The 20863-nt window shown below is 36.6% G+C and carries 18 protein-coding genes; 9 read left to right on the top strand and 9 right to left on the bottom strand.

What is annotated here, in order from left to right:
- Window positions 1–34 precede the first annotated feature (34 nt).
- The 3 genes from BLP81_RS07110 to BLP81_RS07100 all read left to right on the top strand — a co-directional run bounded on the left by BLP81_RS07110 (window position 35) and on the right by BLP81_RS07100 (window position 4655).
- Complete coding sequence (locus tag BLP81_RS07110) at window positions 35–1795, top strand: TonB-dependent receptor (RefSeq protein ID WP_093367710.1); 1761 nt, start codon at window positions 35–37, stop codon at window positions 1793–1795.
- Between the two features lie 89 nt (window positions 1796–1884).
- Window positions 1885–3018 carry a hypothetical protein gene (locus BLP81_RS07105; protein WP_093367708.1) on the top strand — a complete coding sequence of 378 codons (1134 nt, stop codon included), beginning with the start codon at window positions 1885–1887 and terminating at the stop codon, window positions 3016–3018.
- Window positions 3015–4655 carry an amidohydrolase gene (locus BLP81_RS07100; RefSeq protein WP_093367705.1) on the top strand — a complete coding sequence of 547 codons (1641 nt, stop codon included), beginning with the start codon at window positions 3015–3017 and terminating at the stop codon, window positions 4653–4655. Before BLP81_RS07105 ends, BLP81_RS07100 begins: the two co-directional genes overlap by 4 nt.
- Here BLP81_RS07100 and BLP81_RS07095 read toward each other — a convergent pair.
- Entirely contained in the window at window positions 4648–5355 is a 708-nt protein-coding gene (locus tag BLP81_RS07095; RefSeq protein ID WP_093367702.1) for a class I SAM-dependent methyltransferase, read from the bottom strand. The two genes, BLP81_RS07100 and BLP81_RS07095, sit on opposite strands and share 8 nt — an antisense overlap.
- Window positions 5356–5378: 23 nt before the next feature.
- Between BLP81_RS07095 and BLP81_RS07090 the strand changes: the two genes are divergently transcribed.
- Window positions 5379–5873 (top strand): YkgJ family cysteine cluster protein, encoded by a 495-nt coding sequence (locus BLP81_RS07090; RefSeq protein WP_093367700.1) that lies wholly within the window; start codon window positions 5379–5381, stop codon window positions 5871–5873.
- On the opposite strand, the gene BLP81_RS07085 is transcribed toward BLP81_RS07090, so the two are convergent.
- Entirely contained in the window at window positions 5863–7242 is a 1380-nt protein-coding gene (locus BLP81_RS07085) for a pyridoxal phosphate-dependent decarboxylase family protein (protein ID WP_093367697.1), read from the bottom strand. The genes BLP81_RS07090 and BLP81_RS07085 overlap by 11 nt on opposite strands.
- 71 nt (window positions 7243–7313) lie before the next feature.
- Here BLP81_RS07085 and BLP81_RS07080 point away from each other — a divergent pair, with 71 nt between their 5' ends.
- From BLP81_RS07080 to BLP81_RS07060, 5 genes are all read left to right on the top strand, one after another.
- The gene (locus tag BLP81_RS07080) at window positions 7314–7850 is read left to right on the top strand and encodes a cysteine dioxygenase (RefSeq protein ID WP_093367695.1); all 537 of its coding nucleotides are present in this window, start codon (window positions 7314–7316) and stop codon (window positions 7848–7850) included.
- Window positions 7851–7861: 11 nt separating this feature from the next.
- Complete coding sequence (locus tag BLP81_RS07075; RefSeq protein ID WP_093367693.1) at window positions 7862–8695, top strand: 1,4-dihydroxy-2-naphthoyl-CoA synthase; 834 nt, start codon at window positions 7862–7864, stop codon at window positions 8693–8695.
- A 41-nt stretch (window positions 8696–8736) separates the two neighbouring features.
- On the top strand, window positions 8737–9318 hold the full coding sequence (locus BLP81_RS07070) for an SPOR domain-containing protein (RefSeq protein ID WP_093367691.1): 582 nt from the start codon (window positions 8737–8739) through the stop codon (window positions 9316–9318).
- A gap of 1 nt (window position 9319) precedes the next feature.
- Complete coding sequence (locus BLP81_RS07065) at window positions 9320–9841, top strand: PH domain-containing protein (protein ID WP_093367924.1); 522 nt, start codon at window positions 9320–9322, stop codon at window positions 9839–9841.
- A 166-nt stretch (window positions 9842–10007) separates the two neighbouring features.
- Complete coding sequence (locus BLP81_RS07060) at window positions 10008–11354, top strand: PH domain-containing protein (RefSeq protein ID WP_245686428.1); 1347 nt, start codon at window positions 10008–10010, stop codon at window positions 11352–11354.
- Window positions 11355–11364: 10 nt separating this feature from the next.
- Here BLP81_RS07060 and BLP81_RS07055 read toward each other — a convergent pair whose 3' ends face one another.
- The 7 genes from BLP81_RS07055 to aroQ form a co-directional block, all read right to left on the bottom strand.
- Window positions 11365–11841, bottom strand: coding sequence for a PAS domain-containing protein (locus tag BLP81_RS07055; protein WP_093367686.1), 477 nt, complete (start codon window positions 11839–11841; stop codon window positions 11365–11367).
- 125 nt (window positions 11842–11966) lie between these two features.
- Window positions 11967–14378 carry an alpha-ketoacid dehydrogenase subunit alpha/beta gene (locus tag BLP81_RS07050; protein ID WP_093367683.1) on the bottom strand — a complete coding sequence of 804 codons (2412 nt, stop codon included), beginning with the start codon at window positions 14376–14378 and terminating at the stop codon, window positions 11967–11969.
- 208 nt (window positions 14379–14586) lie between these two features.
- Window positions 14587–17610 (bottom strand): AAA family ATPase, encoded by a 3024-nt coding sequence (locus BLP81_RS07045; RefSeq protein WP_093367680.1) that lies wholly within the window; start codon window positions 17608–17610, stop codon window positions 14587–14589.
- Window positions 17607–18818: an exonuclease subunit SbcD gene (sbcD, locus tag BLP81_RS07040; RefSeq protein WP_093367677.1), complete on the bottom strand. Its 1212-nt coding sequence runs from the start codon at window positions 18816–18818 to the stop codon at window positions 17607–17609. The genes BLP81_RS07045 and sbcD overlap by 4 nt, the downstream gene beginning before the upstream one ends.
- A gap of 8 nt (window positions 18819–18826) precedes the next feature.
- A complete protein-coding gene (locus tag BLP81_RS07035; protein ID WP_093367669.1) occupies window positions 18827–19507 on the bottom strand; it encodes a DUF2490 domain-containing protein in 681 nt (226 codons plus the stop codon).
- 2 nt (window positions 19508–19509) lie between these two features.
- Complete coding sequence (locus BLP81_RS07030) at window positions 19510–20082, bottom strand: hypothetical protein (RefSeq protein ID WP_093367666.1); 573 nt, start codon at window positions 20080–20082, stop codon at window positions 19510–19512.
- Between the two features lie 11 nt (window positions 20083–20093).
- Window positions 20094–20510: a type II 3-dehydroquinate dehydratase gene (gene aroQ, locus BLP81_RS07025; RefSeq protein ID WP_093367663.1), complete on the bottom strand. Its 417-nt coding sequence runs from the start codon at window positions 20508–20510 to the stop codon at window positions 20094–20096.
- Window positions 20511–20863 lie beyond the last annotated feature (353 nt).

Below are 20863 nucleotides of genomic sequence, written 5' to 3'. Positions count from 1 at the left end.
GATACCGTTATTTGTAGTGATTAATTGAAATAAAATGGAAATAAACCAAAAGTCTTTTATCTTTTTTTTGTTTGGGATTGTATTGTGTTGCCAGGGTTTTGCTCAGCGTGATACAATTAGTACGGATAAACTTATCATTATTAAGCAATATTCACCAACAGTGAATGATGCTTTTAAGATAAAACAAAAGCCGAGTGAAAAAGATACTATAAAACAAAAAAGAAAAACTGTTTCATATTCATTTATCGATGTTCCCGTAGCTTCTACTTTTACTCCGGCCAAAGGCACAGCTTCTGGTGTAAGAATGGCTCCGCCAAAAACCTTATACGAAAATTATGCAAGGTTTGGGGCAGGAAATTATTCAACTCTTATGGCTGATTTTTACAGCAATTTCGACCTTAATACTGATCGGAAAATAGATATTCAATTTTCTCATTTATCCTCACAGGGAGGCATAGAAGATGTGATTTTGGATGATGATTTTTCCAATACTTCGCTGGCTTTAAATTTGGCTTCTGAAGATCGTTATTTCGATTGGAATACGGGAATTGATTTGAGACGTAGAGAGGTAAATTATTATGGAATCTCTGATGATTTGGTGTCTAAATTATCCGAACAGGAGTTTGGTTTAATCGATCCTAAGCAAACCTATACAAGAATTAGGGCTCTTGGAGGTATACAGTTTCATGATAGCTTTTTTAAAAAAGGCGAAGCCATTATTCAAAACTTTACCGATAATTACAGCAGTTCAGAGCAGCTTTTAGCTGTGGAATCATCGGTCGAAATCCCCGTAGGATATAAGACCTTATCTTTTAATGGAGATTTTAGTTTTTTAAATGGTGGATTTGAGAATTCTTTCTTTGATACTAATGAAGTCAATTATCAGCAATTTCAAGCTGGCTTAAATCCATTTATAGATTTGAATTACGATAATTTAATTTTAAAACTTGGAGCTAAGGCCGTCTTCTTTAATGATTTTGAAGCTGGTTCAAGCGAAATATTCTTTTATCCAGATATTGAAGCTGAATTTTTTTTAAATCAAGAAACGATCAAAATTAATCTAGGCGTGAAAGGTGATCTGCGACAAAACACTTATGAAAATTTCAGTTCACGAAATCCCTTTGTGTCTCCAACGCTTTCAATAAGACCAGGTGATCAGCAGTACAACGCTTTTGCAGGCTTTTCATCAAAACTGCTCACAAATCTGTCTCTTTCAGCACAAGTCAATTACTCCAGTACTAAGGATTATGCCTTATTTAGAGCTAACCCAAATCTTGACAACTCTACGGCTTCTGGTAAAAGAAGTTATGCTTTTGGAAATTCTTTTGATGTTATTTATAATGACTTGGATATAGCTACCGTATCAGCGGATTTAGCTTACCAGGTGGAAAGTGATTTTACCTTTGGTTTTTATGGCAAATATTCCAATTTTTCAACTGAAAATGGAGAGGAGGCCTGGAATCTTCCGGAAGTCGAACTGAAAGCTTATGCCAACTACGATTTTACAAAAAACTGGAATTTTTCTGCATCTGTATTTTATGTAGGTGAACGAAAAGATACGATGGAAAATGTTGTCATCAGTCCGGCTAACCTTCCTGATTTTAATGGATTGACCTCTACTTCAGTTGATGGTTTTATTGATATTAACGCTTCTTTAGAGTATAAAATACTTCCAAGATTTTCTGTGTTTGTCAATGCCCATAATCTTTTGAATAATTCATACAACCGCTGGCAGAACTATGAAGTTCAGGGCATACAAGTTTTAGGCGGATTGATTTATCAATTTGATTGGTAAACCTTCTTAATTTTCTTAACGAAAAGGAAACATTGAACAATTTTATTTAAGTAGATTTGTGAATTCTAATTTTGAAACACTATTGTTAAATGGCCGATAAATTTAAGCGTCACGATCGTGATCGTCCTTATTTAAATGTACTTGATTTTCTTTCAGAGGAAAAGACATTTTTGTCCATAGTTGTAGTTGGTCTCATTATCGCCGCTACATCAACAACAAACGCCAATCTCGCCATGTGGATTGGCTTCTTTTTTGCTGCTTATGCAGCTGTTGCTAACGACAGTATTCAGTCTTTAGGTACGTTCATAGAGAGTAATAAAGCCAAAAAATGGTGGATATTATGGCTTTTTATCGGAGGTATTTTTTTGATAACTGTCACCTTTAGTTACATTTATTTTGACGGAGATGTTACTTACCAGAGACTGACCAATCCCGATGGAACGACAGATTATCCTCATCCCGATAAATTTACATTTTTTCAGGTCATAGCCCCACTGGTCTTACTTATATTGACCAGGTTGAAAATGCCTGTTTCAACAACCTTTTTGCTTCTTAGTGTTTTCAGTGCCAACACTTCTGGGATAACTTCGGTTATTCTTAAAAGCTGGTCAGGGTACCTTTTGGCTTTTGTGGTATCCTTTTTCGTTTGGTACTTATCTTACAATACCATCAGAAAGTACTTCAAGAGTAGAAAACATAGTAACTACTGGGTACCTCTGCAGTGGGCCGTAAGTGGTGCGCTTTGGGCAACCTGGGTGATGCAGGACGGTGCCAATATTGCCGTGTATCTACCCAGAGAGCAAAGTTTTCTTCAGTTTACAATATTTGCCCTGACCATTTTCTTCGGTTTAGGCCTGTTGTTTTATCTCAGAGGGGATAAAATTCAGGGGGTTGTGAGTGAGAAAACCAGAGTTTCGGATATACGTGCAGCTACACTTATCGATTTATCCTATGTCATTTTACTGATCTATAAACTTTTTATTTCAACGGTCCCTATGAGCACCACCTGGGTGTTTTTAGGAATTATTGGCGGGCGTGAAATTGCTATAAGCATATCTCGAAAGAAAAAAGGAAACAAACACAAAAAAAGAGCAACTCGAATGATTGCCAAAGATTTTCTGTATGCAATGATTGGCCTTTTAGTTTCAATAGTTCTTGCCGCCAGTGGTAATGCTGCCATTCGAAAAGAAATTTTCCAGTCCTTTACAAATTTATTTACATGAAATATTTAGTTGTTCCTGTTTTTATTTTAAATTTTATTTTTTTGAGTTGTAACCCCCAGGAACACGTGGATTTACTTGTTACCAATGCGAAGGCCTATACCGTAGATGAAGACTTTTCTATTGCAGAAGCTTTTGCCGTGGCCGAAGGAAAAATCATTGAAGTCGGAACCACAGCAGACCTAACGAGTAAATACTCAGCCACTGAAATTATCAATGCAGAAGGTAAAACTATTTTACCTGGTCTTATCGATGCTCACGCACATCTTTACAATTTAGGCTTAAAATTGACCAGGGTAGATCTTGATGCTACTGAAAGCTATGAAGATGTTATTTCTCGAATTCAAGCCTTTCAAAAGAAATATCCAGAAACTAAATATATCATAGGTAGGGGCTGGGATCAAAATGACTGGGAGATCCAGGAATTTCCTTCGAAAGATACCCTGGACGTTTTATTTCCAGATATTCCTGTCGCCTTAACCCGGATTGACGGCCATGCGATGATTGTGAATCAGGCGGCTTTAGATAAAGCAGGAATTGATGAATCTACTGAAATCTTTGGCGGAGAAATTCAGAAAAAAGAAGGAAAACTCACAGGGATTTTGATTGATAATCCCATGTCAGTAATTGAAGCCACTTTTCCTGAGGTGGATAAGCAAGCTCAGACTCGAGCTTTAAAATCTGCTGAGGAAATAGCGATTTCACTTGGCTTAACGAGTCTTGTTGATGCGGGATTAAATTCTGATGTCATTCATCTGATCCGTAAATTACATGAACAGAATGAGCTTAAACTGAGGATTTATGCGATGTTGAGTAATACCGAAGAAAATATAAGCGAATTTTTAAACTCAGGTATTTTAAAAACCGATCGTTTGAATGTAAGGTCCATCAAGGTTTATGCGGATGGCGCGCTGGGGTCTAGAGGGGCGGTTTTGAAAGAACCTTATTCAGATTTGGATCATCATTTTGGAAGTATGATTATAGACCTCGACGACTTCCAAAAACTTGCCAAACGCATCCATGCTTCTGAATTTCAAATGAATACACATGCCATAGGAGATTCTGCAAACTATGTAGTCTTAAAAACCTATGAGGAGTTGTTGAAAAATGATTCTGATAAACGCTGGCGGGTAGAACATGCGCAGGTCATGGACGAATCTGATTTTAAATATTTCGATGGAGAGAACATTATTCCATCTGTACAGCCAACACATGCCACAAGCGACATGTACTGGGCTGAGGATAGGCTAGGAGAGGAGAGAATAGAAGGTGCCTATGCTTATCAAACTTTATTGGAGTATGCAGGAAAAGTAGCCATAGGAACAGATTTTCCTATTGAAAATGTGAATCCATTTCTGACGTTTTATGCCGCAGTAGCAAGGAGGGATCTTGAAGGTTATCCTGAAGGTGGTTTTAATCCTGATGAAAAACTAAGCCGGGAACAAACCTTAAAAGGGATGACCATCTGGGCTGCCTATGCCAATTTTGAAGAAAACGAAAAAGGCAGCCTGGAAGCAGGTAAATTTGCAGATTTTATTATTGTCGATAAAAACCCCATGGAGATTGAAGAAAACGAAATTCCAGATATAAAAGTGCTTTCTACTTTTATTGATGGAGAACAGGTTTTTGAACTTAACTAAGCCCTAGTTTGGCCAGGAAACTATAGTGTTCATCTTCGTAGATGAGCTCGCATTGAAAGCCCTCTTTTTGTGCTTCAGTTTTCAGCAATGCAAAATCAAGGTATAGCCAGGTAAATGAATCTGATAACTGCTTTTTATAGCTGGTTTTGAACTTCATTTCACCATAATAAATATCCTCTTCCAAAATCTCGTCTTCGTAAAGAAAAATCAGGTCTGAAGAATCCAGTAATACCTGACAATCGGGCTTCATCAGCGCTTTTAATTTCTGAAAGAAAACAGGTAAATTCTTTAGCGTTTGTGCAATACCAATGCCATTCATCAAGAGTAAAATCGTATCAAATTTTTGCTGATTAAGCTTAAAGAAATCAATTTGCAGAGCTTCTTGGAGTCCTCTTTTTCGACAAGTCTGAATACATTTTTCAGAAATATCGATAGGTAAAATCTCGTGGCCTTTAGCTTTTAGTTCTAAACTATGACTTCCCGCACAGCATCCCACATCCAAAACCCTCCCCCGGCATAAATCAAGAGCTAGTTGCTCCAGTTCGGGCATGTCTTTATAGGTTCTGAACAGATAGTCAACAGGGATTTCATCGTCGTAAAAATCTGTATGGTGAACGCTGATGGGCGTTTGGTCTTTTTTTAAAAAGTAGTTTTCCACGGCAAGACCAAATATATCTTTGGAAGATGACTTAAGATTCAAATTGTAGATTTTATATTTGTAAAATGGATGAATTTCTGAACGACTTACCAAGCCTTGCCAAAGATAAACATAAAACACACAAGGATTTTTTTAAACGTTTAAAAAAGCGCCCTTCAAAGCATCTGGATCAGACCATGCAAAGTCTGCATGAGGAAACCTTTGAGGAAGTGGATTGCTTAACCTGCGCCAATTGTTGTAAAACAACCGGACCCCTGTTCACCAATAAAGATATTGAGCGTTTATCTAAACATTTCAGAATGAAACCCTCAGCATTCATCTCTACTTACCTCAGAATTGATGAGGATAAGGATTATGTTCTGCAAAGTGTGCCCTGTCCGTTTTTGGGTTCAGATAATTATTGTTCAGTTTATGAGGTAAGACCCAAAGCTTGTGCAGAATTCCCGCATACCGATCGAAAAAAGTTTCAGCAGATTTCTAACCTTACTTTAAAAAATGTTGAAATATGTCCTGCAGCTTTTAAAGTTGTTGAAAAAATGATGGAACGCATTAAGTTGTGACCAGTTCCAGTACTTTGTCTTCCACATAAGCTTCCATGATCTTAAAGAAGTTCATAATGTCTTCTACCTGGTTATTGCTGTTTATGGCCACCAGTCTCACAAAGGTTTTTCCCTGAAATTCACCATAACCCACCATCAATTTTCCGTCTTCATATAAGGAATTGCATAAATCCCTGGGATCTATGTTTTTGTAATTGAAGCAAACGGAGATGGAGTCCTCGTAAGAATACAGTTCATAGTCAGGGTGGTTTTGTATATAATCTCGTGCGGTTTCTGCTAACTTAAATTGTTGATCAACCATTTTTTCCAGTCCGGTGGTCCCGATAGATTTCCATAAAGTCCAGAATTTAAGAGCATCATTCCTTCTGCCGCACTGTAAGGAGGTTTTGCCTAAATTGTAGTCATCATCATCGGTTTGATAGAGATAATCGGCTTCACAGGCAAAGCTATGTTTAAGATTGTATTTTTCTTTGGTTATTAAAATAGAACAGCTCAGGGGTATATTCAGCATTTTATGAGCATTGAAACAAAAAGAATCTGCTTTTTCCACTCCCTCTATCAGATGCTTATAGGTATCGCTAAACATCACCGAACCACAATAAGCCCCATCCACATGAAGCCATAGGTTTTTATAATTTTTAGTAATCTCATGTATGGCGTTGATATCATCAAAGGCTCCTAGTACTGTTGTTCCTGCTGTAGCATTGACGAAAAAGGGCTTCAGTCCCATTTTGATATCTCTTTCAATTTGTTCTTCAAGAGCTTCGGGATGCATTTTTCCGTGCGTATCGGTTTCTATTTTTCTTATTTGTTCAATACCAATCCCGCCAAACATGGCATTTTTTGTAATTGAATAATGGGAGGCCTGTGATGTATAAATGATCATTTTGTCTGAAACTCCCTCAAATTTTATATCCCTGTTGTAAGCATCTCTTGCCATTAGCATGGCCATAAAATTACTCATGGAACCACCAGGAGGAAAGGTACCATCAGCATTTTTACCAAAATTCAGCATTTCGCAAACTTTATTGATGATGACTTTTTCAATACCAACCTGGGGTCCGCCAACCTTATAGGTGTACATGCTGGTATTGAGCATAACAGCCAGTAACTCGCCTAAAGTTCCCTTGGGGTTTCTTCCACCAAATAATTGATTGAAGAATAACTTGGTAGAGGTTCTGGGTGTGCTTAATACCACTTCTTCCAGCAGACTTTCCAGAGGTTCCCGATCCAGACCCTGGCTATTGAGTTCAAGGTCTAAAACATCCAGAAGCCTGTCAGCATCTATGGGTTTGACGACACCCTCCTGTTTCTCGTGATATAAAAGTTTTTCTGAAAGTTTCTGAAATAGTTTAAGCTCTGCTTGCATAAGCCTTATTTGAAATTTATATTTACTACCTGTCAGATAGAATTCAATTTTGATAAAAATAATTAAAAAGCATGGACTCTTCAGAAAACATCACATCTTTAAACAAACTTTTAGAAGTTTTAGAAAGTTGTGAAGGTCAGGACTACTATAATATTGCAAAAAGATTAGCAATTCCATACCAGGAATTGCTTCCCTACGCATTCTGGTCTGAGGATACCTACACCAGAAACTGTGTGCTTAGAACAGATGATTATGAACTTTTACTCTTATGCTGGGAAGAAGGCCAGGAGACGGCGATACACTGCCATAATGGTGAAGAGTGCTGGGTTTACCTGGCTAAAGGTAAGCTAAGAGAGAAGCGCTACATCGAAAAGGAAGGCGATTTAGAATTAACGGCTGATGTCAAGATGACAGAAGACAGACTTTCTTACATGAATGATGATCTGGGTTATCATTCCTTACACAACCTAAATGAAGGACGCTCTATGAGCCTGCATCTTTATGTGGGACCTATTGACGAATGTTCGGTTTATAAGGAGGAAAAGGATAAATTTGTCTTTAAGGAATTGGAATATTATTCAGAGGATAAAAAAATACTATCGAACTAAATAACTTAAAAATGAACTGGAAAACGGTTAAAGAATATACAGACATTACTTACCAAAAAAGCAATGGTGTCGCTAGAATTGCTTTCAACAGGCCTGAAGTCAGAAATGCCTTTCGCCCTAAAACGGTCGGCGAACTGTTTGAAGCATTCCTTGATGCCAGAGAAGATCCAAATATCGGAGTGGTTTTGTTTTCGGGAGAAGGCCCATCACCTAAAGACGGCAAATATGCGTTCTGTAGTGGAGGAGATCAAAATGCCAGAGGACATCAGGGCTATGTTGATGAGGATGGAACACCTAGACTTAACATACTTGAAGTACAGCGGTTAATCAGATTCATGCCCAAGGTGGTTATTGCCGTTGTGCCTGGCTGGGCAGTTGGGGGAGGTCATTCTTTACATGTGGTTTGCGATCTTACTTTAGCCAGTAAGGAGCACGCTATTTTTAAACAAACAGATGCAGATGTCACTAGTTTTGATGGCGGATATGGTTCAGCTTATTTAGCCAAAATGGTTGGACAGAAGAAGGCCAGAGAAATTTTCTTTTTAGGTAGAAATTATTCTGCACAGGAGGCGTTTGAAATGGGTATGGTCAACGCTGTAATCCCTCATGATGAATTGGAATCTACGGCTTATGACTGGGCACAAGAAATTTTAGAAAAATCTCCAACGTCTATTAAAATGCTCAAATTCGCATTCAATGCTACGGATGATGGCATGGTCGGACAACAAGTATTTGCCGGAGAAGCAACACGCCTAGCTTATATGACGGAGGAGGCCAAAGAGGGGAGAAATGCATTTTTAGAAAAAAGAAAACCAAACTTCAAAAATATCAAATGGATTTCCTAAATTAGTTTGTTACTAACTGATAATTACTAATTCACCTAACTATGCCAATCCTAACAGAAAAAGAGCTTCAAGATATCCTAAGCAAAGAAACCGAAGCGAATGCCAAACTTGAAGAAAAAAATGAACAACTTATTCAAGCTTACAAGGACAAACGAAATCTAAAATCCCAAAAAACTGGTTTTGTTATTGCAACAGTTCTTCTGGGAATATTGTTTCTGTCTATGATTTTTACAGTTCTGTTCAAGCCTAAGCTTCTGGGGCTTAACGAGGGTATTACATTAGCAGAAGACGAGGTCATTGTTAAAAAACTTACTCTGGAGGACTATCAAAATAAAATCATGGAATTAGAAGCTCAAACTTCTGACTATATTAATCCATTGGAGTTAGATGAATTTTACGCAGTCCAATTAGGGGCGTTTAAAAAATTCAACACAAAATTGTCATCAGATAATTATAGTATTGTCAATAATGCAAATTTCAAAGATTTCAATCTTTATACCTTAGGTGTTTTTAAAACTAGAGAAGAAGCAGAAAAATTGCTTAACGTGGTAATGCAACTCAATTTCAAAGATGCTTTTGTGGGATTGTATAGAAATGGAGAGCGTATTAAAGCTTTTTATTAATATGAATTTTCAAAACTTAGATATTAATACTTCAGAATTACCCGACTTTAAGTCTGTTGATTTAGAAGCTATTCAAAAACGATATAAAAAACTTATATGGCTTAATGAATTACTTGTTTTTATAATTTTGTTTTCTATACCAACAGCAAGCTTATTTTTCGAAGGAATACCCTTATGGATCCCTGTAACTGTGCTAATCATTTTAAGCATTATTTTTATATTAAGAAGTATTGAGATTGAAAAAGGTTTTCCACTCAAAAAATTTGGAGTAAGAGAACATGATATGATTTATCAATCTGGTTTTTTCCATTATACTGAAACCGTCGTCCCTTACAATAGAATTCAGCATGTTGAAATCAAACAGGGCCCCCTTTCCAGATTATTCTCTCTTTTTTCACTGAGGCTGTTTACCGCTGGAGCTTCATCTGGAGACCTCATTATTGATGGGTTAGAGAAATCAACTGCTGAAAAGCTAAAGGCTAAAGTTTTGGACAAAACAGGAGTAGTGGATGGCACAAATTGATTTCTCAGAACCAAGACTACAATCCTTTAATGGTATTTTTCTAATATTTCTAACCGATCTCGCTAAAAGGGTTAAGCAAAATATCTATATTTTAGCAATTCCCTTTTTTCAAAACAATTTATTTAAAAATTACGGCACCTATATTTACATAGGCTTGGCTTTACTGGTGATTTTACAATTTGTATTTTCTTATTTATCTTATAAGAAATTTAAATTTTCAATTCAAGAAGATGCTTTCCATTTGGATAGTGGGGTTATTAAGTTGAGTCATATCGAAATCCCTTTTGAAAGAATTCAGAATATCAATCTTCAGCAAAATGTGCTACAGCAACTCTTGAATGTTGTCGGTTTTGAAATAGAAACCGCAGGTGAAGGTACTGCTGAAATTAAAATTAAGGCTTTAGATAAAGATTTTGCTACTGCCCTTAAATCAAAACTCATTGAAGAAAAAAATAAGGTTAAATCATCAGAATTTAATCCTGAGGAGGAACATGAATACATCGGAAATGAGAGTACTACTCATGCTGAAGAAGACTCACTCTTATTTCAATTGGATTTCAAAACATTACTTAAGGTTGGTATAAGTTCTAATTTGTTTAAGGGCGTAGGATTGTTACTTGCTTTTTTAGCGTATTTGTACAATTTTATAATGGATTTTCTCACTAATATTTTTGACCTCAATCTGGAGGAGGATTTTAAAAATAGAATACCAGAAACTCTTTCTTTTATTTCCATTTTAATTATATCAGTTATTATTATAGGCTTTTTAGTCACAATTTTAACTACGGTTTTAAAGTATTTTGATCTTAAAATCTCCAAAAACCAACAAAATTATGAAGTTGAATATGGACTTTTTAAGAGAGTAAATAAAGTTATCAAAAAAACAAAAACTCAGATTTTTGAAATCAGGACAAATCCTGTTAAGAAATTATTTAAAATAAGAAGTGTATTTGTGAGTCAAGCTTCCTCCAAACAATTAACCGAAAAGCAAAAGATTGGTATAGTAGGTCTATCAAAGGAAAACCTGGGAATCTTATTCAAATCTTTATTTCAACTAGATTTAAACAAGCTTGAGTATGAATTATCTCGCTCTCAGAAAAGGTTGTTTTTCAGATATTTTTACAAAAACTTAGTTATAGTTCTTGGACTCTCAGTAGCCGTTTACTTTTTCTTCTTCAACCTCTTTAGCCTTATAGGTCTGGTTATTATATTTTTGGGGTTGTCGTGGATTGCTTATTTAAAAGTCCGGAAAAGTAATATCGGGATTAATTCTGACTTGATTTCTATTCGAAAAGGCTCAATTGATACCAAATTTGAAATCATCGAAATTCATAAACTTCACTCAGTTAAATTAAGTCGAAATATATTTCAGCAGTACAATGGGCATGCAGATTTAGTTTTAGAGACCGCATCAGGTACTGTTGCTGTGGAGTATTTGAAATATAGGGATGCAGTTGATCTAATGAACTACTTAATTTATAAGGTAGAATCTACTGATAAAGATTGGATTTAAAACAGTCAGGTTAATTTAAATGAGATTCATTCTCTAATGCCAGATAATGCTCAACTTTTTGATTTGAATTTAAAAGGGGATATATCTTAATTTCGCAGATATACTCTCTACCATCCTTTTTGTAATTAACCATGGATTCTTCACAAAAAGAATTTTTTGCAAGCTGTTCTCTAATGTTCTGTAATGCTTTTTGAGATGTTTTTTCTCCCTGTAGTAGTTTTGGGCTTTTATTGATTACAAAGTTTAGACTATATCCGGTCATATCCTTAAACCCATCATTAACCCAAATGATTTTTTGATTTTTATCAGTAACTATAATAGCTTTATACTCATTTTTAAAAAGGGTTTCCTCAATTTGAAAATCCCAATTAAATTTAGTTTGTAATTGATTCAACCGTTCAACCTCTTTTTTCTTTCTTAACGATTTAATGAAATTGTGTATATACACAGAATATATATCCCAGGATAATAGTGGTCCTCTTTTCATGGTTGATGTATTAATGATTAACAGGCAAAATTAGATATTATTAACTATTACTTGCTTACACCATCGTTATTTAAAACATAAAAAACCCTTAGTTTTAAAGCTAAGGGCCTAATTTTAATCAGTAATTACATCAGTTCAGGATAGTCTTCCGGCTTAAATTCTCTTAAAATAGCGTATGCTTTTTCAAAAACATCTTCAGCTGAAGGTTTAGAAAAATAATCGCCATCTGTACCATAAGCTGGTCGGTGTGCTTTTGCCGTAAGGGTTTGTGGTTTACTGTCTAGAACTTCATATGCGTTTTGTTCTTCCAGTATTTTTTGAAGAATATAGGCCGAAGCTCCACCAGGTACGTCTTCATCTATGACTAATAACCGGTTTGTTTTCTCAATGCTTTTCACAATGTCATGAGTTATGTCAAAAGGCAGTAAAGACTGACAATCTATGATTTCCACATCTATGTCTACTTCCTGCAGATCCTTTGCCGCCTGCTCAATAATTCTTAAGGTAGATCCATAAGAAACAATGGTTAAATCTTTTCCTTCCCGAATGGTTTCTACCTTTCCAACCGGAGTTTTAAACTCACCCAGGTTATTCGGTTTCCTTTCTTTAAGTCTGTAACCATTCAAACACTCTACAATAAGGGCCGGTTCATCGCTTTCCAACATGGTATTGTAAAATCCAGCAGCTTTGGTCATGTTCCTTGGAACCAACACATTGACTCCACGTATCAAATTCAGGATTCCTCCCATAGGTGAGCCCGAATGCCAGATACCTTCAAGTCTGTGACCACGGGTTCTGATGATAAGCGGGGATTTTTGTTTTCCCTTGGTTCTGTAGGCTGTAGTAGCTAGATCATCGCTCATGATCTGTAAGGCATAAAGCACATAATCTAAATACTGTATTTCAGCTATTGGGCGTAGTCCCCGTAAGGACATCCCAATACCCTGACCTAAAATGGTAGCTTCGCGTATTCCGGTATCCGCTACTCTCAATTTTCCGTATTTTTCCTGAAGACCTTCAAGTCCCTGGTTCACATCTCCAATTTCTCCGGCATCTTCACCAAAAATTAAGGTTTCCGGTCGAGTCTCAAATATTTTATCAAAGTTATCTCTGAGTATAACCCTTGCATCTACTTGTTCGGCATCCTCAGCATAGCTTGGTTCTAAAGGCTCAATATTGGTAGCCTTTCCTTGGTATTCACTCCAGAGATGACTGCTGTAATCGGGTTGAGTTCTGGTTCTGAACTCTTTAATCCACTGAATCAGATTTTCTTTAGCTTCAGATTGTTCTCCTCTCACATATCTCAAAGCGCGTCTGGCTGTAGCAAGAATAACTGACTTTAAGGGTTCGTCATTTTCTTTGAGCTCTTTAACCAAAGCGGTGATGAAATTTTTATTCTCAGAAGAATTTGCTAAATCCGTAAGTAATTGGATGACCTTTTTGTTTTCAGTTTTTGCAGTCTTTCCAAAAGCAGTCCAGGCCGCTTTTTTACCCTCTCTTACCTCTTTTTTGATACTTTTTTCGAGCTCAGCCAATTCCTCTTCCGAAGAAAATCCATTGGAGATCATCCATTCCCGCATTTTTACATTGCAATCGTGTTCTTTTTCCCACTGCAATCTGTCTTCCGATTTATAACGCTCGTGAGATCCGGAGGTAGAATGACCCTGAGGTTGAGTAACCTCAACAACATGTATTAAAACAGGAACATGCTGCTCACGGGCAATTTTCTCTGCCTTTTCGTAAGTTTCAATTAAAGCGGGGTAATCCCAGGCCTTAACGACTAATATTTCATAGCCATTGGTATCCTTTTCTTTCTGAAAGCCTTTGAGGATTTCAGATATATTTTCTTTGGTGGTTTGATGTCTTGCATGCACAGATATGCCGTAATCATCGTCCCAGACGTTGATGACCATAGGTACCTGAAGCACGCCTGCAGCATTAAAGGTTTCCCAAAAATGACCTTCACTTGTACTGGCATTTCCTATAGTTCCCCAGGCGATTTCATTTCCGTTGTCAGAAAATTTTTCAGTATCAATTCCATCTACATGTCTGTAAATTTTGGAAGCCTGGGCCAGACCCAGTAAACGCGGCATCTGACCAGCTGTAGGAGAGATGTCTGCACTTGAATTTTTTTGTTCAGTTAAGTTTTTCCAGCTCCCATCTTCATTCAAACTATGCGTCATAAAATGGCCGCCCATCTGGCGCCCTCCCGACATAGGTTCATCTTCCAAATTTGTATTGGCATAAAGTCCGGCAAAAAATTGTTCAATCGTCAACTCCCCAATAGCCATCATAAAAGTTTGATCTCTATAATAACCGGAACGGAAATCTCCATTTCTGAAGGATTTAGCCCATGCCAACTGGGGTAATTCTTTACCGTCGCCAAAAATTCCAAATTTAGCTTTACCGGTTAAGACTTCACGTCTTCCAAGCAAACTACATTCTCTACTGGTTACGGCTATTTTATAATCTTCTAAAACTTGTTTTTTGAACTCGTCAAAAGAAAGATCTTCTTTTTTTTGAAGTTTATCTTGCATTTTATCAATTTTATGACTCTTGCGAAGATACTAAATTCCGATGAGAAATTTTACCTGTAAAGAAATCTAAAATGAATTATTCGTAATAAAATAAGGGTTTATTTATTTTTTATAAAAATATATCAATGTAAATCAGTTTAAATTGATGATGTGTCAATGTAGTAGCTTTAAAAATTATCAAAATCACTTTATTGACTTCAGTTAAACTTTAGCCAACAACATGCAATTGACTGTAGCCCTGTGCGTTTCTGTCCAATACAATTTGCGTTTGAATTCGTTCTTTCAGGCTGCTGACATGGCTTATGATGCCGATGGTTTTATTGCTTTCCGCCTGAAGGCGTTCCAGGGTATCTAGAGTAACATCAAGTGTTTCAAGATCTAAAGTTCCAAAGCCTTCATCGATAAATAAACTATTAATTTGCACATTTTTGGAAGCCAGGTCAGACAATCCAAGCGCAAGGGCCAGACTCATCAGGAAAGTTTCACCGCCAGACAGAGTTTTTACAGAACGCCGCATGCCGCCCATATGATTATCTATGACATATAGCTGGTCTTTATCTTCATGGGGGAGGAAGCGATCCAGTTCATAACGATCATTCAGATGTTTTAAACGTTTGTTTCCCAAATAAATCAAGCGCTGTAAACTCAAATCCTGTGCAAATTTATTGAATTTATGTCCTTCAGCATCTCCAATGAGACCATTCAAAATTTCCCACCTTTTATTCGCGTTTTGCTCCCTGGCAATACTGTCTTCGATGCTTTTAAGGCGGTCAAGCCGGTCACTGTTGTTTTTCAATTGTCTTCTGACTTCCTCAAGCTCATTTCTGGTTTTTTTTAAGTCATCCTTTAGCTTATTTAAGGCAAATTCGGCTTCATTTTTATGGGTAAAGAATTCAAATTTTAGGTTTTCTAACTGTTTTTTTATCCCTTTTATCTTTTCCTTCTGAATTTGTAAGCGTTCACTTAATTCATTTTGTTCTTTGACTTTAGCCTGGTAGTCTGCCGCTTTCATTCGGGATGAATTGGCTTCTGATATGCTTAAAAACTCACTGGCTTTTATTTTAGGCTCCAGGTTTACCTGAAGCTGATGTAACTCGTTTTCAATACCAGCTATCTTTTCTTTCTCTTTGCTTAGAGACTCCAGGGTTGATACCCGATTTGACTTTAGTCTGATCCAATCTGATGTAAAGTCTGAGATCAATTTATCCAAATTCTCACCTTCATACAACTCATTCATTTCAACTTTTAACCGGCTTCCCTTTTTTTCAATATCATCGAGTTCTTTCAAAGTCGTTAAAGAAGTTTTCAAGGCTTTGATTTCCAGTTGAAGTTTCTTCATTTCCTCTAGATTTTCAATCTGTTGTTCAATGGAAATTTCTAATTGATTAAGCGATTTATCCTTTAATTCTGAAATAATGGACTGGTAGTTCTTAGCGAAAGCCTCTCTTTTATTTTGAAAATTGGCCATAATAGAAGCCAGTTCTTCTTTTATTTCTAAAATGCGTTCAGTTTTGCTAGCCTGCTCAGCTTTTAGTTTTGCCAGTTCATTGGACATCAGCTGGAGTTTTTGCTTTTGATTTTGAAGCTTTATATCCAGTTCTGAATCTATACCAGGCGTATGTTCGGCATAAGGGTGATATCTGGAGCCACATACTGCGCATGGCTCATTATCCACCAATCTTTTTCTAAGTTCGTCCACTTCGAGCCTTAAAGATTGATTCTCTTTTTCAGTCTCAAGATGTCTTACATTTTTTTCTGATTCCTTAAGCTGTTTTTCTTTGATTGAAATCATTTCAGGAAATTTTGAAAGCTCTTCCTGCTCCTTTTTGACTTGGCTGCCTAATTTACCGGATCGCTCTTCTAATTCTTTGATTGACTTATCTTCGCGTTTTGCCTCTTTTAACTGATTCAAAAACTGATTTTGAACTTTGATTATCTCTTCAAGGCTTTCATCAGCCTGGAGTTGAATATTCAGAGATTCTATGTTTTGTGTGGATACCTCATGTTGAGTTTGAAGTTTATCCTTAAATTCTTTTACAGACTGCTTCTGAAATTTTAATCCTAAGATGTCTAGCTCCTTGTTAAGTAAGTCAATTTTGGCTTTATAATCATTGCGTTTGAGCTTTCTTTCGTTATCAAGATTTTGATAAGCTTTAAAAAAGGCAGTCAGTTCAGGTTCAAATGCAGTATCCTCAATGTCTTTTTTAAGCAGTTTTTCCGCTTTATTTTTCAGGGATTCCATTTCGTTTTGAATCTGGGACTTTTTTTTGAAAAAGCCTTCGATAGATTCAGAATAAGCTTGCTTTTTGTCAATTAACGTGTTGTATCTGAGCAACTCCTCTTCAAAAGATAAGGTTTTGGCATGCTGCTTTAATCTTCCAGCATTTTTTTCCTGAAAATCTGAGAGTTCTTCGGTATATGAATTAAGCCTTTTAGACTCGGTGTTCAGTTCCTGATCCAGTTTTTCCTTAGACTTGAGTTGCTCAAGGTTTCTTTCATACTGAGCAAAAGTCTTCTGTTGCAGGCTTTCCGTTTTCTCGAGTTTGGCTTTTAGGTGTTTCTTTTCCTGAAGTTTTTTGTCATCTAATAGTTTTTCTTTCAGATCTTTTAATAAGGTCTTCTGCTCTGCGATTTTAGTATCTAAGCTTTTGTACTTTTCATACACTTTCCGACCAATTTGCCTGTAAATCGACGTATTGGTTATTTTTTCCAATAGTTCGCTTCGCTCTTTTTCATTGGATTGAAGAAGCGTTGAAAATTCACCCTGTGACAACAAGACCGATTTGACGAATTGGTCATAAGATAGACCTATCAGCCGTTGAATTTCTGTAAGCACCTCTGATTTCTTTTCACTAAAAGAAGTTTCCGTTACAGGATTCCATAAATCCATCTCATACTCCCTTAATTTATTATTCCTGTTGGTTGAAATGGACCAGGTAGAAATAAAGGTTCCAAAATTGCAGGAGAATCTGACTTTAGCGTATGCTTCCTTTTGATATTTCGTCAGGATGCTTCCATCTTGTTCAATCTTATTTTTGGTAACACTGGATATTCTTGGAGTTCTGCCGTAGAGCGCCAGGCAAATCGCGTCCAGCAGGGTGCTTTTTCCACTTCCAGTCGGGCCGATTATGGCAAACAAACCCCCTGTATTTAATGGGGATTCATTAAAATTGATTTCATGTTCACCTTTAAGTGAATTGATGTTTTTAAAATGCAGACGTTCAATTTTCATTCTTCCGAATAATTCAATTCTTCAAGGATTTCTTCAAAAGCGGAAAAGAGTTCCAGTTTCATGTCTTTGGTTTCATCTAAGCCATCCAATTTCTTCTGAAAAACTTCTTTTGGTGTAAAATCAGATACCTGGTTTTCTGCCGATGATACCCCGCGTTCAACTTCAGAGGTGTTTTTATAAGTGACTTTATGCCTGACGATTTCGCAGTTTGTGGTATCAAAGGCTTCAATGACCTGTTCCAGTTCATAGGTTTTGGTAGCCGAAAATTCAGTTTCAAGCATATCAACTTCAATTAAAGTCTTTAAAGGATAATCATTCTTAATCAACGCCAGTTTTGTTTTGATCTCTTCTAGATTTCCTTTGATCAAGACCAATTCTCTGAATTTTGGAATGGAAAGGCTTTCGGGTTCAAAAGAGTTTTCCGTATCCAGGATTAAAATGCGTTTTTCATTTGCGCGTTCACTAAACGACAAGGGGATAGGAGAGCCGCTATAAAAAATAGGGGTTTCAGCACTTAGTCGCTGCGGCTTGTGTATGTGTCCCAGGGCTATATAATCGTAAGCATTCCCAAAATGGGAGACTTCCAGGCCTGCCAGATTCCCGATCTGGATATCGCGCTCACTTTCGGATACGCTTGCCCCCGTCGCAAAGAGATGGCCCATGCCGATTAAGGGAATATCAGGATAGTTGTCTTTGGCAAGTTTAGCCGTTTCCTGAAAGTGAAAGGCGATGCTTTCTTTTACGGCCTCCTGCTTATTCTCATAATTTTCCGCATCAAATTGTCGCTGAAGGTTTCTGCTTCTCAGGTAAGGAATGGCTGCAATGACCAGTTCAGCCTGATCTTCAGAAGGAATCGGAATCAGGCAGTCTTCAAACTGCTCCGGCATCTGACTGATGACATGTATATCCAGCTCGTTTAAAATGTCTCTTGGAGCATCAAGCACACTTGGGGAATCGTGATTTCCGCCAGTGATGATTATTTTAAAATCAAATTTTTTAAGTTTGATGAGGGTTTTATAATACTGGCTTCTGGACTCGCTGGAGGGATTTGAAAAATCGAAAACATCACCGGATATCAAAAGGACATCTACCGGATGTGCTCTTAAATAATCACACAGCCAATTGATGAAAAGATCGAAATCATGGGTTAGATCTGTCTTGTGAAGTCGTTTTCCAATATGCCAGTCTGCCGTATGTAGTATTTTCATGAAAAATGTTAAAGCGATTTGTAATAGCCTATTTTAAACCATAAGCGATGTCTGAATTTATCTTCAACCAGGTAATCATCAGTTCTGTAATCTAAGCCTACTTCAAATTTATTTTTGTCATCGAAATAAAAGCCAAGAGAAACGGCAAATCTATTTTCCAGATCGTCTTCACTGCTTTGAATCATATATATAAGTTCGTTGGAAACCGCTAAATACTTTTCACCCGGATCTAAACTTAAACCTTGTAAAGGAATTTGTCCCTTTAGTCTGTAACGCGCTCTGAATAGGAGAGGGGCATCTTTGAAAAAAGTTTCATCGATTCGAATTCTGTGACCAATTCTATAAAAAGACGCTCTTTGCAAAATCGAAACCTGCTGAATGGTTCTGTGTGTGTTTTCTCCTTCTTCGATTCTATATTGATAACCAATATCAACTTTGACAAAAGGCGAAAATCGCCTTCCGATGAAGCTTTGTAAATCGGTTAAGCTGTGTTCATACTCAAGTTCCTCATTGAGGTTGTTGGAGTCATATAACCCATGTTGAGATTCAACTTTATGAGTCACGGAATACTTTTCTGAAAGTTTATAACTCAGGGAGGCTTCAGGAAAAAAGCCAAAAATGAATCTATCGCTTTGAGCCTGTGCTGAAAATGATCCTAAGATACAGACCATTAAAATGAGTTTCTTCATAATTAATAATCTAAATTATCAGTGGCTTTTAGGTTAACAATCCTTTTTTTAATTAAAATACCTTCTGCATCAAATAGGGCTTCCCATAATTCATCTTCAGTATCGGTTTTTCCATAGAATTCAATTTCATAACTTATAGTAATGTTTTCAAATTCATCTTCGTCGATGACATCTTCAAGATCATCGCCTTCACCTGTATATTGGATTTGAATTTTTGAAATTGAAAATTTGGTGTAGCTGGTGTTAAGATAATTTGAGATGACTTTTCGAACTTCTTCATCGAGTTCATTTTTATCGATTAAGACTTCAATGTTCCTGACCTTCCCATTCATGTCAAATTCAACGCTATGCAGGTGTTTTTCGTGTTTCAATTTAGCTTCAAAAGCTTTTTCATCACCGTCGGTTTGGAAATACCATTTGGTTTTTCTTTTGTTTTCGTAAGCGTCATTTAGCCAGTCTTTGGCTTGTCGAGGAACATCCTCCTTTTTAATTCTTTTTTCAACTTCATTTTTTTCCTGAGCGAAAGCAAGCGAAAAACAAAGCATTACTATTGAAAGTATTATCGATCTAATCATAATTAAGGTAGTTAATCTAAGAAACTTCGTACGGCTAATTCATAACTTCTCAAACCAAACCCAATAATAATACCAAATGCGTTGGGTGATACGTAAGAGTGTTTCCGAAATTCCTCTCTGGCGTGCGTATTGGAAATATGCACTTCAATAACCGGGGTTTCGATGGCCTTGATGGCATCTCCGATGGCCACCGATGTGTGAGTGTAAGCCGCAGCATTAAGAATAATCCCATCTACATTGTCATCTGCTTCCTGCAATTCAGAAATGATTTCACCTTCACTATTGGATTGAAAGTAGGACAATTCAATGTCTTTAAATTCAAATTGAAGCTCTGAAAAGTAATCTTTAAAAGTAGATTTACCGTAAATTTCAGGTTCTCTTTTTCCTAATATATTTAGGTTAGGACCGTTGATGATGTGTATTTTCATAGTGAATAACTTATTCCTCAAATTTATTAAAATAAATACGTTGTAACTACTTTATTACACAAGTTATAATTTTAAATAAGACATGTAGCCTTTTAGCTTTCCCAAAAGTCTTTGCAATCCTTTCTAAAATTATATAATGACGTTTTTTGTAAACTTTGCTGATATTCTGACTTTATGGTTTAAGTTTGAGCCTGCCTTCCTAAGCAGAACGCAGGCAGGTGAAGTAGAGAACCTTCTTTAAATAGCAACGTTTTAAAATTCATCTCGACTCCGCTATTAGTTTTACATTTTATATTTATAAGAAGTTTAATCATATTAAATTTCTGAAAAACCAGAGGAGCAAGGTGAACTAT

It is taken from the genome of Psychroflexus sediminis (assembly GCF_900099815.1).
GTDB classification, from domain to species: Bacteria; Bacteroidota; Bacteroidia; order Flavobacteriales; family Flavobacteriaceae; genus Psychroflexus; species Psychroflexus sediminis.
The sequence above is the reverse complement of the archived record's forward strand: the minus strand, read 5'-3'. Positions and strand labels throughout refer to the sequence as shown.

Bases quoted from the DNA above. Each gene is read 5' to 3' on its own strand.
- BLP81_RS07110 (WP_093367710.1), top strand. From the start codon at position 35: ATGGAAATAAACCAAAAGTCTTTTATCTTTTTTTTGTTTGGGATTGTA.
- BLP81_RS07105 (WP_093367708.1), top strand. From the start codon at position 1,885: ATGGCCGATAAATTTAAGCGTCACGATCGTGATCGTCCTTATTTAAAT.
- BLP81_RS07100 (WP_093367705.1), top strand. From the start codon at position 3,015: ATGAAATATTTAGTTGTTCCTGTTTTTATTTTAAATTTTATTTTTTTG.
- BLP81_RS07090 (WP_093367700.1), top strand. From the start codon at position 5,379: ATGGATGAATTTCTGAACGACTTACCAAGCCTTGCCAAAGATAAACAT.
- BLP81_RS07085 (WP_093367697.1), bottom strand. From the start codon at position 7,242: ATGCAAGCAGAGCTTAAACTATTTCAGAAACTTTCAGAAAAACTTTTA.
- BLP81_RS07080 (WP_093367695.1), top strand. From the start codon at position 7,314: ATGGACTCTTCAGAAAACATCACATCTTTAAACAAACTTTTAGAAGTT.
- BLP81_RS07075 (WP_093367693.1), top strand. From the start codon at position 7,862: ATGAACTGGAAAACGGTTAAAGAATATACAGACATTACTTACCAAAAA.
- BLP81_RS07070 (WP_093367691.1), top strand. From the start codon at position 8,737: ATGCCAATCCTAACAGAAAAAGAGCTTCAAGATATCCTAAGCAAAGAA.
- BLP81_RS07065 (WP_093367924.1), top strand. From the start codon at position 9,320: ATGAATTTTCAAAACTTAGATATTAATACTTCAGAATTACCCGACTTT.
- BLP81_RS07055 (WP_093367686.1), bottom strand. From the start codon at position 11,841: ATGAAAAGAGGACCACTATTATCCTGGGATATATATTCTGTGTATATA.
- BLP81_RS07050 (WP_093367683.1), bottom strand. From the start codon at position 14,378: ATGCAAGATAAACTTCAAAAAAAAGAAGATCTTTCTTTTGACGAGTTC.
- BLP81_RS07045 (WP_093367680.1), bottom strand. From the start codon at position 17,610: ATGAAAATTGAACGTCTGCATTTTAAAAACATCAATTCACTTAAAGGT.
- sbcD (WP_093367677.1), bottom strand. From the start codon at position 18,818: ATGAAAATACTACATACGGCAGACTGGCATATTGGAAAACGACTTCAC.
- BLP81_RS07035 (WP_093367669.1), bottom strand. From the start codon at position 19,507: ATGAAGAAACTCATTTTAATGGTCTGTATCTTAGGATCATTTTCAGCA.
- BLP81_RS07030 (WP_093367666.1), bottom strand. From the start codon at position 20,082: ATGATTAGATCGATAATACTTTCAATAGTAATGCTTTGTTTTTCGCTT.
- aroQ (WP_093367663.1), bottom strand. From the start codon at position 20,510: ATGAAAATACACATCATCAACGGTCCTAACCTAAATATATTAGGAAAA.